Genomic DNA, 12,701 nt, shown 5'->3' on the forward strand with positions numbered 1-12,701 from the left:
GTCAACGGGGCTTGTAGATCGACCGAACTGTCGTCCGGCGCGGATAAGGTTCGGGGCAGGCTCCGGCGGACGGCTGGCAGCGACCTGGAGGGAATGGTTCGGTGAGTTCAGAGCCCCGCGTCGCCGTTGGGGAAGAGACGATCGACGTCACCCCGCACCCGCGGCTGCTCGCCGTCCTGGGCGATATCGAGTTCGCTCCGTGGCAGTGCCTGGCCGAACTGATCGACAACGCCTTTGATGACTTCCTGACCGCGCCGCCCGACGGTGAGACGCCGACAGTGGCGATCTCGCTGCCCGCGCGCGGGTCGGACCGCCGCGACGCGCAGGTCTGGATCAACGACAACGGCCGGGGAATGAGCCTCGACCACCTCAGTGGCGCTGTTTCGGCCGGTTGGACCAGCAACGCTCGCTACGGGAAACTCGGGCTATTCGGGATGGGTTTCAACATCGCGACCGCACGGTTAGGCAACACCACAACAGTTCGGACGACCCGAGCGGGTGACCCCGACTGGATCAGCGTCACTCTCGATCTACATAACATGGCCGCGAACGCCGACTTCGAGGTCCCGGTCGTCCGCGAGCCGAAAGACGACCTGTCAGTTCATGGCACCGAGATCATCATCAGCGGCCTGAAGCAGGAGCAGCATGAGGCCCTGTCCCGCCAGCAGGTCAAGATCCGCCGGGTCCTCGGGGACGTCTACTCCTATCTACTACGCGAAAAGGGCTTCTCTCTGCTCGTCGACAACACGGCGGTGCAACCACTGCTGCCGTGCGTGTGGAACCACGACCGTGCCGTTGTGGTCAGCGGCGAGCGGATCCCGGCCTACATCCCGATCGATAAGCAGCTCAGCCCACTGCTCGCCTGCTTGGACTGCGGCCGATGGCAGGATCTCGGCCTAACGCGCTGCGAGGAATGCGGCGGCTCGAACCTTGAAGAGCGCGAGCGACGCGTCACCGGATGGCTCGGGATCCAGCGGTACTCGCACAAGACCGACTTCGGCGTCGACTTTCTGCGCAACGGGCGCAAGATCCTTGTCCGCGACCTCAGCCTGTTCTCCTGGGCAGACCCCAACGAGCCAGGCGCGCGGCCGATCCCTGAATACCCCATCGAGGTGCCCAACGAGGGACGCATCGTCGGCGAGATCCACCTCGACCACGTCCGGGTCAACTACCAGAAGAACGCCTTCGAATACGACACACCGGAGTGGAAGTACGCGGTACGGGTGTTGCGCGGCGACGGACCGCTTCGGCCGCAGTTCGCGCGCAGCATGGGATACGACACGAACGAGTCGCCGATCGGACTGCTGTTCACCGGCTACCGCCGCCTCGACCCCGGACTACGTCGCCTGGTCCCCGGCGACGGGAAGACTGCGATCCACCAAAAGGCCCGGGATTGGGCCGAGTTGTTCCGCAAGGGCGTGGCCGACTACCAGGACGACACCGTCTGGTACGAAGCCGCCCGGCAACACGACATCCCGAAGCCGACCGTGCCACCAGAAGCAACCCAGCCCAGCGAAGACCCGGAGCTGGACGCCCGGACACGCCTGGACATCCCGGAACCGGGCGAGGCGACACCAGGCCCGATCGACCCGCCGCCGGCCCGCGAAACCGAGGAGCAGAAGCAGCAGCGCTACCGAACCGTCGGACAGGTCCTGCCCGACATTTCAGGAGAATATTCGCTGCCGAACTACAGCACCTGGAACGTCACCGTCTACGCCCTGTCCGGCACCGAGCTCCTCGACAACAACGAGCAGCACGTGCCGGTGTACGCGCAGGGACAACGCGGCCCCGAGGTTCACGTGTTCGTCGACCTCGAGCACCCGCTGTTCACCGAGTTCGGCAGCGACCCGCGCGAGCACGCCGTGCTGAGCATCGCCGAGTACATGCGTGAACGACGCGGCAGCAGCGCGGCGGTCAGTTCGATCGTGGCCGAGCTGAAGGATCGGTGCCTGCCAGACCAGAGGGTGACCCCATCGGCGCTGGCCGCGATCGCCCACTCCCTGCTCGCCCGGGTCCGCGACGCCATGCGCCCCGTGATCGCCGGCAACGCCGAAGGGTTCTGGTCGCTGATCGGCGCGGACGACCACGCCGCCACCGAGCAGACCTACGCCAGTGAAGGGCTGGACCGCGCCTGGGACGACGTACGCGCGGCGGGCGACTGGATCAGCTACGCGCCGGTGACCTCGGTCGCCCGGCTGATCGGCCAGCGCCCCGGCGACTTCTTCGACGGCAAGGTCTTTCGTGCCAGCTACGCCGCTTTCCAGGACAGCCACGCCCGGTCGCTGGCCGTCAGCCGCATCGTCGGCTACCTCAACGACGTCGGCCTGCTCGCCGAACGCCGCGCTCGGCCCCGCCCGGACGATCTGAACCGGGCGCGGCTCAGCTGCCGGTTGCTCGACGACGAGTTGGCGGAGGTCAGCACGGATGAATGACTCCTACCTCGACCCGCGGCTGCTCCTGCTCGGCGGCCCGGACCGGTTCACCCGCCAAGTCGAACGGCTGCTCGGCCAACTCGGCTACGCCGATATCGCCAACATCGACGGCTCCGGCGACAAGGGCGGCGACTTGTTGGCCAGCATCGCGGGAACGCAATGGGTCCTTCAGTGCAAGTGGCAACGACGCGGCTCGGTCCCCCAGGCCGGCGTCAACGAGGTCTCCGAGGCGATGGATCACTACCGCGCCGAACGCGGCGTCGTCGTCACCAACCTCGCACCCAGCCGAGACGCCGACACCCGGCGCCAGGCTCTGGCCAGGATCGGGCAGCGGATCGACTTCTGGACCGGCCACGACCTGACTCAGCTCTGGGAGCAAAGCCCTGACCGCGGTCCCCGCATTCGGCTGCGTGACTATCAGCGTGAAGCGGTCACTGCGCTGATCGACGATCTCGATACCGAAGGCCGCGCCCTGCTGGTTTTGGCGACCGGCCTGGGTAAGACCGTCGTCGGCGGCGAGGTGATCTCCCACCACCTCGACCTTGACCCGACCGCGGACATCCTGGTCGCCGCGCACACTAAGGACCTAGTGGCCCAACTGGAACGTGCCCTGTGGCGGCACCTGCCCAAGACCGTCAAGACACAGATCCTCACCGGCGACGAGAAGACAGCCGACCTACGAGGCGTCACCTTCGCGACCGTGGCCAGCGCCCTGAACGCGGCGCTCAGCGGGTACCGGCCGTCGCTGGTGATGGTCGACGAGACCCACCACGTCGGCGAGGACGGCCACTACAGCGCGCTGCTAGACGAGCTGAAAGACTCCAGCCAGTTCGGCGTCACCGCGACACCCTGGCGCGGCGACAGGTACGACATCGAAGACCACTTCGGGCCCGCCTCCTACAAGCTCGGCATAGAGGAGGGCATGCGTCGCGGATACCTCGCTCAAGTCGACTACCGACTGTTCGTCGACAACATCGACTGGGACGTCGTCAAGGACGTCTCTCGGCGCGCCTACTCGATGAAGGAACTCAATAGCAGACTGTTCCTGCCTCAACGCGACGAAGCCGTCCGAGACGAACTGCTGGCCGCGTGGAACTCCACCCTCGATCCGCGCGCGATCGTGTTCTGCCAGACCATCGAGCACGCCGAACGCATGGCCGAACTACTCAGCCGCACCCCCGAGTGGCGCAGCACCAAGGCGGTCCACACCGGACCCGGCATGTCGATGCGCGAACGCCAACTGCGGCTGCTGGACTTCCGCGCCGGACGGATCCCGATCCTCACCGCGGTCGACATCCTCAATGAAGGCGTCGACGTCCCCGACATCAACATTATTTGTTTCGCGCGAGTCACCCACAGCCGCCGCATCTTCGTGCAACAACTCGGCCGCGGTCTGAGGCTTCGCGAAGGAAAGCACAAGGTCATCGCGCTGGACTTCGTCAGCGACCTGCGCCGTGTCGCCGCCGTCTTGAACCTGCGCCGCCAAACCGGCGCCGACGAGATCGAAGTCATCCCCGACGTTCCGCTACCCCAGATCAGCTTCTCCGACGCCAAAGCCGAATCCCTGCTAGAGCAGTGGATCCTGGACGCCGCCTCGCTCGAGACGGCGAACGACGACGCCCGGTTGCAATTCATCGACCCCGAGATCCCAGCATCATGACTCGAGCAGATTCTCGCCGCGTACCGCCCGAACAGATCGATGCGGTCGTCAAAGCGCTCTACACCGAGGCAGACCGGCTCGATTGGGAACACCTATCGCCACAACGCCGGACCGCCCTATACGACACCTGGGTCACTGACCCGCAGATCGGCGCGGTGCTCACCGAGTTTATGAGCGCCGAGACGGCTCGGTCATGGATCAAAGACGGTCCAATGAAGGAGTACCGGCGAGCGCGCCAAGGCGCGGGGCGCTACGCCAAGTTCGGTTCCCGCCAGGGACCGACAGCGGCCCAGATCGTCGCTCACGCGCTCGGTACGGAAGCCGTGATCATGGACGGAACGGTTGGCGTCAAGCCGTTTCACTGTGTGGCCACGATGAACGGCGCCGGATCCACGTTCGTGGCGTGGGGTGAAGCCCGCAACTTCCGTCACCTGGTCTGGGCGGCGCTGAGCCACCTGACCGACAACCCCACCGACTCCGCGGCCCTGGTCATCATCGAGACGATGGCCGAGCCCACTCCCTCGGCGGACAAGGCTCGACAGGAGAGCATCGCCCAACGCTGCTCACTGGCGCTCAAGTACTACCGTGTCGCGAACGAGCGACGCCCGACCGCAGCCGGGAGTGAGCAGTGAACCGCGACGCGGCCATCACGTCGCGGATCATGGCTGCGGTCAAGAACACCGGCACTCGCCCCGAACTGGCGCTGCGCCGCGAGCTATTCCGCCGCGGCCTGCGCTACCGGGTCCGCACCAGGGTCCTGGGCCATCCCGACATCGTGTTCCCCACCGAGCGAATCGCATGCTTCGTCGATGGCGATCGGTGGCACGGCAACGGATGGAAGATTCGCGGGCTGGAGTCATTCGAGGCCGAGTTCGGGCACCGCAACGCACAATTTTGGAAAGAGAAGATCACCAGAAACATGCGGCGCGATCAGGACGTCAACCGCGGACTCGAACACGACGGCTGGACAATCGTTCGTGTGTGGGCCTCCGAAGTCGAGCGCGACGTCACCGCGGTAGCCGATCGCGTCGAGACAACCGTGCGCGCCAGTCGACAGAGGCGAACGGACACAGGCCGATGACCGGCCCTCTCACCTCGGTGGAACTCTTCGCCGGCGGAGGCGGCATGGCGCTCGGCACCCGCAAAGCCGGCTTTGAACACGTCGGGCTGGTCGAATGGAACAAGAACGCGGCCGCCATCCTTCGCCACAACGCGACCAAGCACCCCGATCTCTGGACGCCAGACCACGTACACGAACAAGACGTGCGCCTCTGGCTCCAACAAACCGACATAGAGTCCGACGTCGACCTCGTAGCCGGCGGCCCGCCATGCCAGCCCTTCTCCCTAGCCGGAGTGCACGCCGGCGACATGGACAACCGCAACATGTTCCCGGCGGCCATCGACGCCGTCCGACGCTTCCGGCCCCGCTTCGCTGTCTTCGAGAACGTCCCCGGCCTCACCCGACCGTCCTTCGCCCCCTACTTCGACTACATCAAGGATCAACTCGAGAAACCGACCGTTCGTCCAAAGCCCGACGAGCTTTGGACCGAGCACCACGCCCGCATTAAGAAGGCACAACCGACCGGACTGCGCTACGTCGTCCGCGAACACCTACTTGAGGCGGCCGACTTCGGGCTCGCCCAGAACAGACGCCGCGTCATCCTGGTCGCCATCCGCACCAACGTGCCCGGCGCCGAGACGTGGTCCGCGCCGGAACCGACGCACAGCCGCGACGCCCTGCTCTACGACCAGTGGGTCACCGGCGATTACTGGACCGAGCACGGCGAAGCAATGCCCGAACTCCCCGACGGGCTAGACACCCGGGTGCGCGACCTCAAGGAACACGGACGCCCCGAGAAGGAACGATGGCAGACCGTCCGCGACTGCATCCAGGGACTACCCGAGCCAGTAGACCGCCGACCAGCGACCGACATCGCCAACCACGAGGGCATCCCCGGAGCGCGGGCCTACCCCAAACACTCCGGAAGTCCGTTGGATTGGCCAGCAAAAACCATCAAGGCCGGCGTACACGGAGTCAGCGGCGGAGAAGCGATGATCCGCTTCGACGACGACACCCTCCGCTACTTCACGGTGCGCGAGGCCGCCCGGTTGCAGGGCTTTCCCGATGACTATGAATTCCCCGTCGCGCGATCCCGAAGCATGGGCGCCATCGGCAATGCCGTCGCCGTTCCCCTAGCGGAGCTGCTCACACATGGTCTGACACAGCTCAACTCGCATGGAATCGACGCACGCTAGAAGGCCCGCCAGGGCTTGTACGACACGTCCGAGCACGGCGATCGTCCCGTAGGCAAGCGGCTTGCGAGCAAACCTGCGGCGCTGACTTGCGACTTCGAATCTTCACTCGTCGCCGGATAGTCGCATCGCGCATATCGACGCTCCTCAGTCGCGTCGCTAGCCATGACGCTCGCGCCCTATTCGGCGATCCAGCGCGGGGCGAGTGCGACGCCGCCGCCTGGCACGATTGCTAACTTCATGCCCGCTCGCGGATAATCATGCAGTCGCGCAGATCACCCATCCAGACCCGGGAGAGGGTTCGCGCGCGCCGAGACCCAAAGTCGCTGGGGTGTCCTGGCGTGGGTTACCGCATGGGTCTCGGGGCGCGGCCACACGCGATGTAGGGCGAGCTTGCCGCGGACGCGCCGGCCCGGCTGGTTGGCGTCCATGATCGGATTGGCCTGCGGGTTCGCGATGGTTAGAACTCCACGCGTCACGGCGCGACTGCCTTGGCGGCGAGGTACTCCTCGAGCGCGGCATGCAGCGTGTGCTCGGCGGCGAGCTGCCAGGCCTCCACTCCTCTCTGGTGCGCGGTGTGCAGCTGGCCTTCGGCGGCGTGGACTCGGCGGGAGGCAGCGTCGACGCGGTCCTCGGCCCGGTCGTCGGTGGTCGTGGCGGCGATGCCGGTGGTCGTGGTGGTCATCGCTCCTCCATCGGGATGGGTGGTGGTGCTCGGGTCAGGCGGCGCGGCTGGCGTGGAATACGTGCAGCAGCGCTTGGGCGGTCTGGTAGTCCAATCCCCAGGCGTCCATGACGAACCGGACACCCCGGCCGCGTTCGAAAGCGCGCATGATTCCGGCTCGGTCGGGCACGCCGACCTCGGGGCTCTCCTCGCCCTCGAACGGGTCGACCTCGGCGGCTCCGGCGCGGGGAGTGGGACAGCTGTCGCCGCAGCCCGGCTGGTCCGGCGACGGGTCGCCGGCGGTGGCTTGGGCTCGCTGGTAGGCGCGGCGGACGCTGGGCGGGATGTTGCGTGTCCGCGCGAGGTCGTAGCCGTTCTGTTCGGCCCAGCGGCGGATAGCGGCGCGCTCCTTGCGTTCGCGGTTCCACGCGGCGCCGGCTTTGGAGGCCGAGGGCACTCGAGTGAAGAACGGCTCGAGGTGGCAGCCCCGGGCGGCGTTGTAGCGCTCGACGATGACGGCGGCGGACAGCCTCGGCACGGTGCCGCGGTGGGCTTCGCGCAGGGCGACGGCGCGGGCGCGCAGCTGGCGGGGGGCGATCGCGCTGAGCTGGGCGACGAGCCGCTCGCCGTGGAGTTCGTCGGCGTCGTAGTGGCCGAGCACGAGCGCGACGCCTTGCATGATGCCGCCGTCGAAGGCGTCCACGCTGCGGCCGAAGGCGCTGGTGAGCACGATCAGGACGTTGTCCAGCATCTGCAGCCCGCCGAGGTCGTCGACGATGGTCTCCAGCGCCTTGGTGGCACGGATGTTGCCGTCGGCCGGCGCTGGGTTGACCTGCAGCTGGTGCCGGTGCAGGACTTCGTCGATGGCCAGCACGGTGGAGTCGGCCATGCCGCGGCGAGCCCGCCAGCGGTCCCACCACGTGTGGTTGCGCCGGCTGGTGTCGATCTCGTGGAACAGGCAGGCCTCGTCCTCGATGCTGAGGCCGGCGTGGACGTTGCAGACCACGTGGGCGTGCTCGCCGTTGATCCGGGCGACGGTGGCCCAGCGGTGTTGGCCGTCGAGGATCGCGAAGCGGCCGTCGTCGCGTTCGCTGACCTCGAGCACGCCGAGCAGGGTGTGGTCGTACTCGCCGCTCATTTTCGCTACGCGAGGTTCGTCGAGGTCGCGCTGGTAGGTGGGGTCGGCGAACAGGGCCGCGACCGGTAGGGCGGTGATGTAGGTGCCAGGCGGTGGGGCCGCCGGCTGTGGCGCGGTGCTGGTCATGACTGCGCTCCCGGGGTGGGTCGCTGAGTGGGGGCCGCGCTGCTGAGCGGGGCCGGGTCCACGAGTTTGATGAGGGGGACCAGGTCGCTGTAGCGCAGGTCGACCCGATCGCAGTGACGGCACACGATCGCGCCGTCTGCGGGCCAGTGCTGGGTGTCGGCGAGGGTGACGCCGGCCGCCTCGTCGCCCATGTAGGCAGGCTTGGGCTGGTCGAGGCTGAAGGTCGCCGGGGTGAGGACCTCGACGAGTTCGACGGCGTGCAGCTGGTCGGCGTGGCGGCAGCCGGGGCAGGCCAGGGTGGTGGCCGCGGCGATGTCGGCGTGCTGCTCGGGGACGGTGGTCGCGTGGGACATGGGTTGCTCCAGGTGTCCGGGCCGCGGTTACCGGCCGCCGTTGCGGCGGGTGTTCACCGCGGGCGTGAAGCGGCTGGAGACGCCGTGGTGGTCGGCGGTGATCCGGTTGCGGATGCGCCGGGTGCCGTCGCCAGCGTCGTATTCCTCGACGGTCAGTTCGCCGGCGGCGAAGATCCGCGCTCCCCTGCTGGCGGTGCGGACGAACGCCTCGGCCGGCTTGCCCCAGACGGTGATCTCGTAGTCGATCGTCGGCCCGTCGCTGTAGCCGCCGTCGCCGGTGCGCACGCGCTGGTCGACGCGGACGACGACGTTGGCCACCTGCTTGCCCTCGCTGGTCTGGCGCAGGGTCGCGTCGGCGACGGCGTTTCCTTCGGTCACGCAGTAACTCATGTCGGGCCCCTTCCAAGGACTTGTGGTGCTATTACCTACAATGTATACATTTACGGTCGCAGGGTCACGAGCGACGCGCCGGAAGTTGCGCCCCAGGTCGCGTCGTGGCGGTGGCAGGAGTTAGAACAGGACGAGTTGGTCCCGGCGTGGGTCGCCGGCGAGCATTGCTGCCTGGAGCGCGCCGGGGTTCCACTCGCCGGACAGGGCGGCGCGGATCCCCCGGGCGCGGCCACCGGCCCCGCGGACGTCGGCCAGGCCGCGCTGGTAGCGGCCGCGGCGGGCCATCTGGGCGAGGTTGGCTGCCTGGCTGCCCGGGTAGAGGTGCAGCGGCCGCGCGCAGGAGGTCTCGTCGCAGGTGTGCAGCGCCTTCTCGGTCTCGCCGAGGCCGCCCCACTGCAGCTGGCACACGTAGCGGTGGACTCGGACGGTGCGCAGCTCGGCCCGGGCGCTGCCGAGCTGCATGGTGGGGTAGCCGTCGTCGGACAGCGACCCCACCCAGAACCAGCAGCCGGGAGTGCGGACCACGGAGGTGTCGACCTTTGGCGGCAGGTCGACCTCGATCACGTGTCGATGTTGCCAGCGCCATCTAACAGTTCCTCTCGGCTCCCCCGCGGGCTGCCGGTCGGTGCGGGGCTGGTGATCTCGGTGACGACGGCGCGGACTTCGTCTTGATCGGCGTAGCTGGCGTAGGCGGCCGAACGGACGTACAGCGCGGCGAGCGTGGGGTCAGCCACGGCGGCGGCGAAGTGCGCGTACTTGCGGCGGGCGTCGGCCGGGTCGTTGGCGTGGATGTCGACCAGTTCGGCGGCCGCGTCTCGGTACAGGGCGCTCTCGCCGCTGGGCTGCTCGGCGCCGCCGGGCTGGCCGATGGTGCGGCGGGCGACCTTCTGTCCGGCTCGGGTACCGGCTGACCAGACGCTGCGGGGGCTGGTGAACAGCCCGGCGACCAGACCGCGGCGCGCGGGGCGCCGGTCCTCGAGCAGGTCGAGCAGGGCGGCCAGGGACTCGGCGTCGAGCTGCTGCACGGCGGCGCTGCCCGTTCGGCCGGCGGGCCCGCGCCGCGTCGCGCGAGCGCGTGACTGTCGCTCGCCGGGCACGTCGTCGTCCTCGTCGTCGAGCGGGTCGTCCTCGTCGAGGGCGGTGGCAGGTGCGGCGCCGCTGATGGCGGCCAGGAGGAGTCGGCGGTCTTCGCGGTGCTCGCGGCGGGCCTGGCGCCGCCGGCGGGCGGCGGCGATGCCCCACACGATGAGCAGCAGCAGCACGGCGGCGAGGAGGACGATGTTGACGACGAACTTGGCCATGACGGATGGGCTCCTTCGGGGTCAGTGCTCGACCGCGGCGACGAGCCAGCGGCCGTGGACGCGGGTGACGGTTACTTGGGCGGCGAACTGGGACAGCTGCACCTGGCCGGTGGCGCAGGTCAGCGCGGTCAGGCCGGCGACGTACACGATGCGCCGGGCCGGACCGCTGGGCAGGGTGGTCGGGATGCTGGCGGTCAGGTGCCGCAGACCGGTGACACATTGGTCGGCCTGGATCTGCGCCCAGGTTGCTCCCCCGCCGCCGTGACGCTGGGTCTGTTCGGCGGCCTGCTCCTGGCCTGTGACGAAGGGGGCGCTGCGCAGCGTCCAGCTGCCTGGCTCGGGATCGAGGTATCTGGAGGAGTTGGCGGCGATGGCCCAGGCCCGCGCGGTGGTGAGCGGGTCGCGGGTGGCGGGCGTGGCGTCCGGAACGCGCGCCGTGGTGAGGCCGGAAGCTGGCTGGTCCGGGGCGCTGCTGCCGGTCGGTGTGCTGCGCCGCGCCCGGGTGCTGACCCGCGGTGATTCCGTCGGAATCACCCCGGCCGAAGGGGCCTCGGAACGGGCGGCGCTGGCCGTCGTCGAGGCGGGTGCGGATCGGTCCGGATCTTCGCTCGCGGAGCTGCACGCGGCGATGAGCCCGGCGATCGTGGTGAGCGTGGCGGCGAGGCTGCTCCGGCGGCGGGTAAGCATCGCGGCTCAGACCTTCGGGCGCAGCGCGCCGATGTAGCCAGTGCGGTACCAGGGGTCGTTGACCGACTCGATCTTTACGACCGAGCCCGAGTGCGGGGCGTCGATGAGCTTGCCGTTGCCGATGTACATACCGGTGTGCCCCGGCGGGTTGCCCTCGAAAATCATCATGTCGCCGGGCTGCAGCTGGCTCTTGTCGGTGATGTGCGTGAACGACGGGTCGGTCCACATGGCACCGGTGAAGTGCGGGACGGTGACGCCGGCCTTGCCCCAGGCGTAGAGCATCAGGCCGGAGCAGTCGAAGCCTACGATGTGACAGTCGTTCCACCCGTCGGTGCCGGCCACGCACCGGCCGAGGGTGGGGCCGTTCGTGTTGCCGCCAGCGAAGGAGTACGGCACCCCGAGTTGGGACAGCGCGGCGTTGACCGCGATCTGCGCCTTGGGGTTGCCGGGAACGCTGACCTGCGGCCCGCAGCCGGCGACGTGCTGGCCGGTGAGCGCGGCCACGATCACGCTCGCCGACTGCTCCCACTGCGCGTAGGCGTCGGGATAAGCCGAGCGCTGCACGGCCTGCGCGGCGTCGGTGAGGGCCATGTTCTGCCAGCCGTTGATCCGCTGCAGGTGTTGGTAGAACGCGGTCGCGGCGTGGGTGGGGCTGGTGACCTGTGCGACGCTGCCCCAGGCGGGCGGGGCCTGCTGGAACAGCCCGTACGCGCCGCCCGGACCACCCTTGAGGTTGATCAGTTTGGACTCCTGGATGGCAGTGGCCATCGCGATCACCAGGGCGCGTTGCGGCATGCCGAGCGCGCCGCCGACCGACACGATGGTCTTGGCGTTGGTCAGCCGTTCCCCATCGAGCGGGAAGCTCTGCCCGCTGGTGGTGGAGGTAACGGTGATGACGCCGGACGTGGCGCCGGGCGAGCCGGCGAGCGGCGGCAGGATGGGTCCGAGCGGTCCGCCGCCTGGGAAGGTCGGGGCGCCAGTGGTGTTGAACGCGCCGAGGTAGGCGCCGACGGTCTGGGCGAGGTTGGTCAGTCCGCCGGCGGTCGGTTTGCCGTTGCTCCACCAGGATGGGTGCTGTTTGACGGCGGCGGCGAAGTCGACGATCTGCCAGCCGGACTGGGCCTCCGGGTCGCTGGGGTCGGCGGCGTTCTCTCGGTTGACGATCGTTGTGTAGACGTCCTTGCCGGGCGCGGTAACCCAATACACGGTCCGGCCGGACAGCAGCAGCATCAACTCGTCGATGCGGGCGGTGTAGGCGTCGGCGCTGGAGTGGTCTTCGGCGGCCAGGGAGACCACGAACACGTTGGGGGCGGAGTCGGGCAGCGCGTTGAGCGCGTTCACGCCCTGCTGGGTGGTGCGGCCTGCCTTGACGTCGGCGTGCACGTCTCCTCCGGCCAGCTTGGCCGGCAGTTTGCCGGCCAGCCCGGTCAGGGTGGAGTCGCCGAACATCTCCACGCCCTTGCCGCCGACACTGCTGGGCAGCTCGCATGCGGTGTTGCCCGAGGATTCGTCGGCCACCTTGGCGCCGCAGGAGGCGAAGGCGATGAGCAGGCAGACCAGGAATAGGTTCACACTGCCGAAGGTCCCGAACACTTTGATGATGCGTCCGGCGGCGCGGGCCCCGCGGGAAAGCGAGCGGCGACGTGATCTCATGCGGTCGTTCTCCATCCGGGCGTCGACAGGTGCCGTCACCCCGG

Annotated in this window: 13 protein-coding genes; 5 read left to right on the forward strand and 8 right to left on the reverse strand. The window is 68.6% G+C overall.

All coding sequences use genetic code 11. The features are described from left to right. The first annotated feature begins 101 nt into the window (after positions 1 to 101). The 5 genes from M6B22_RS07130 to M6B22_RS07150 are packed head-to-tail and all read left to right on the forward strand — an operon-like array spanning position 102 to position 6,348. Positions 102 to 2,432 carry an ATP-binding protein gene (locus tag M6B22_RS07130; RefSeq protein WP_269445071.1) on the forward strand — a complete coding sequence of 777 codons (2,331 nt, stop codon included), beginning with the start codon at positions 102 to 104 and terminating at the stop codon, positions 2,430 to 2,432. Beyond that, positions 2,425 to 4,092: a DEAD/DEAH box helicase family protein gene (locus tag M6B22_RS07135; protein WP_269445072.1), complete on the forward strand. Its 1,668-nt coding sequence runs from the start codon at positions 2,425 to 2,427 to the stop codon at positions 4,090 to 4,092. Before M6B22_RS07130 ends, M6B22_RS07135 begins: the two co-directional genes overlap by 8 nt. Next, positions 4,089 to 4,724, forward strand: a complete 636-nt coding sequence (locus tag M6B22_RS07140) for a hypothetical protein (RefSeq protein WP_269445073.1) — start codon at positions 4,089 to 4,091, stop codon at positions 4,722 to 4,724. The genes M6B22_RS07135 and M6B22_RS07140 overlap by 4 nt, the downstream gene beginning before the upstream one ends. After that, on the forward strand, positions 4,721 to 5,173 hold the full coding sequence (locus M6B22_RS07145) for a very short patch repair endonuclease (RefSeq protein ID WP_269445074.1): 453 nt from the start codon (positions 4,721 to 4,723) through the stop codon (positions 5,171 to 5,173). Before M6B22_RS07140 ends, M6B22_RS07145 begins: the two co-directional genes overlap by 4 nt. Further along, a complete protein-coding gene (locus tag M6B22_RS07150) occupies positions 5,170 to 6,348 on the forward strand; it encodes a DNA cytosine methyltransferase (RefSeq protein ID WP_269445075.1) in 1,179 nt (392 codons plus the stop codon). The genes M6B22_RS07145 and M6B22_RS07150 overlap by 4 nt, the downstream gene beginning before the upstream one ends. Positions 6,349 to 6,820: 472 nt before the next feature. Here the strand turns inward: M6B22_RS07150 and M6B22_RS07155 are convergent, their stop codons facing one another. From M6B22_RS07155 to M6B22_RS07190, 8 genes are all read right to left on the reverse strand, one after another. Next, the gene (locus M6B22_RS07155; RefSeq protein ID WP_269445076.1) at positions 6,821 to 7,030 is read right to left on the reverse strand and encodes a hypothetical protein; all 210 of its coding nucleotides are present in this window, start codon (positions 7,028 to 7,030) and stop codon (positions 6,821 to 6,823) included. A gap of 34 nt (positions 7,031 to 7,064) precedes the next feature. Further along, complete coding sequence (locus M6B22_RS07160; RefSeq protein ID WP_269445077.1) at positions 7,065 to 8,273, reverse strand: DUF6551 family protein; 1,209 nt, start codon at positions 8,271 to 8,273, stop codon at positions 7,065 to 7,067. Further along, positions 8,270 to 8,626 (reverse strand): hypothetical protein, encoded by a 357-nt coding sequence (locus M6B22_RS07165; protein ID WP_269445078.1) that lies wholly within the window; start codon positions 8,624 to 8,626, stop codon positions 8,270 to 8,272. Before M6B22_RS07165 ends, M6B22_RS07160 begins: the two co-directional genes overlap by 4 nt. Before the next feature lie 27 nt (positions 8,627 to 8,653). Then, entirely contained in the window at positions 8,654 to 9,016 is a 363-nt protein-coding gene (locus M6B22_RS07170) for a single-stranded DNA-binding protein (protein ID WP_269445079.1), read from the reverse strand. 120 nt (positions 9,017 to 9,136) lie between these two features. Next, positions 9,137 to 9,580 carry a hypothetical protein gene (locus M6B22_RS07175; protein ID WP_269445080.1) on the reverse strand — a complete coding sequence of 148 codons (444 nt, stop codon included), beginning with the start codon at positions 9,578 to 9,580 and terminating at the stop codon, positions 9,137 to 9,139. After that, the gene (locus M6B22_RS07180) at positions 9,577 to 10,317 is read right to left on the reverse strand and encodes a hypothetical protein (RefSeq protein WP_269445081.1); all 741 of its coding nucleotides are present in this window, start codon (positions 10,315 to 10,317) and stop codon (positions 9,577 to 9,579) included. Before M6B22_RS07180 ends, M6B22_RS07175 begins: the two co-directional genes overlap by 4 nt. A 21-nt stretch (positions 10,318 to 10,338) precedes the next feature. Further along, a complete protein-coding gene (locus M6B22_RS07185; RefSeq protein ID WP_269445082.1) occupies positions 10,339 to 11,004 on the reverse strand; it encodes a hypothetical protein in 666 nt (221 codons plus the stop codon). Positions 11,005 to 11,010: 6 nt separating this feature from the next. Further along, positions 11,011 to 12,576 carry a C40 family peptidase gene (locus tag M6B22_RS07190; RefSeq protein ID WP_269445083.1) on the reverse strand — a complete coding sequence of 522 codons (1,566 nt, stop codon included), beginning with the start codon at positions 12,574 to 12,576 and terminating at the stop codon, positions 11,011 to 11,013. Positions 12,577 to 12,701 lie beyond the last annotated feature (125 nt).

Source organism: Jatrophihabitans cynanchi, from assembly GCF_027247405.1.
GTDB lineage: Bacteria > Actinomycetota > Actinomycetes > Mycobacteriales > Jatrophihabitantaceae > Jatrophihabitans_B > Jatrophihabitans_B cynanchi.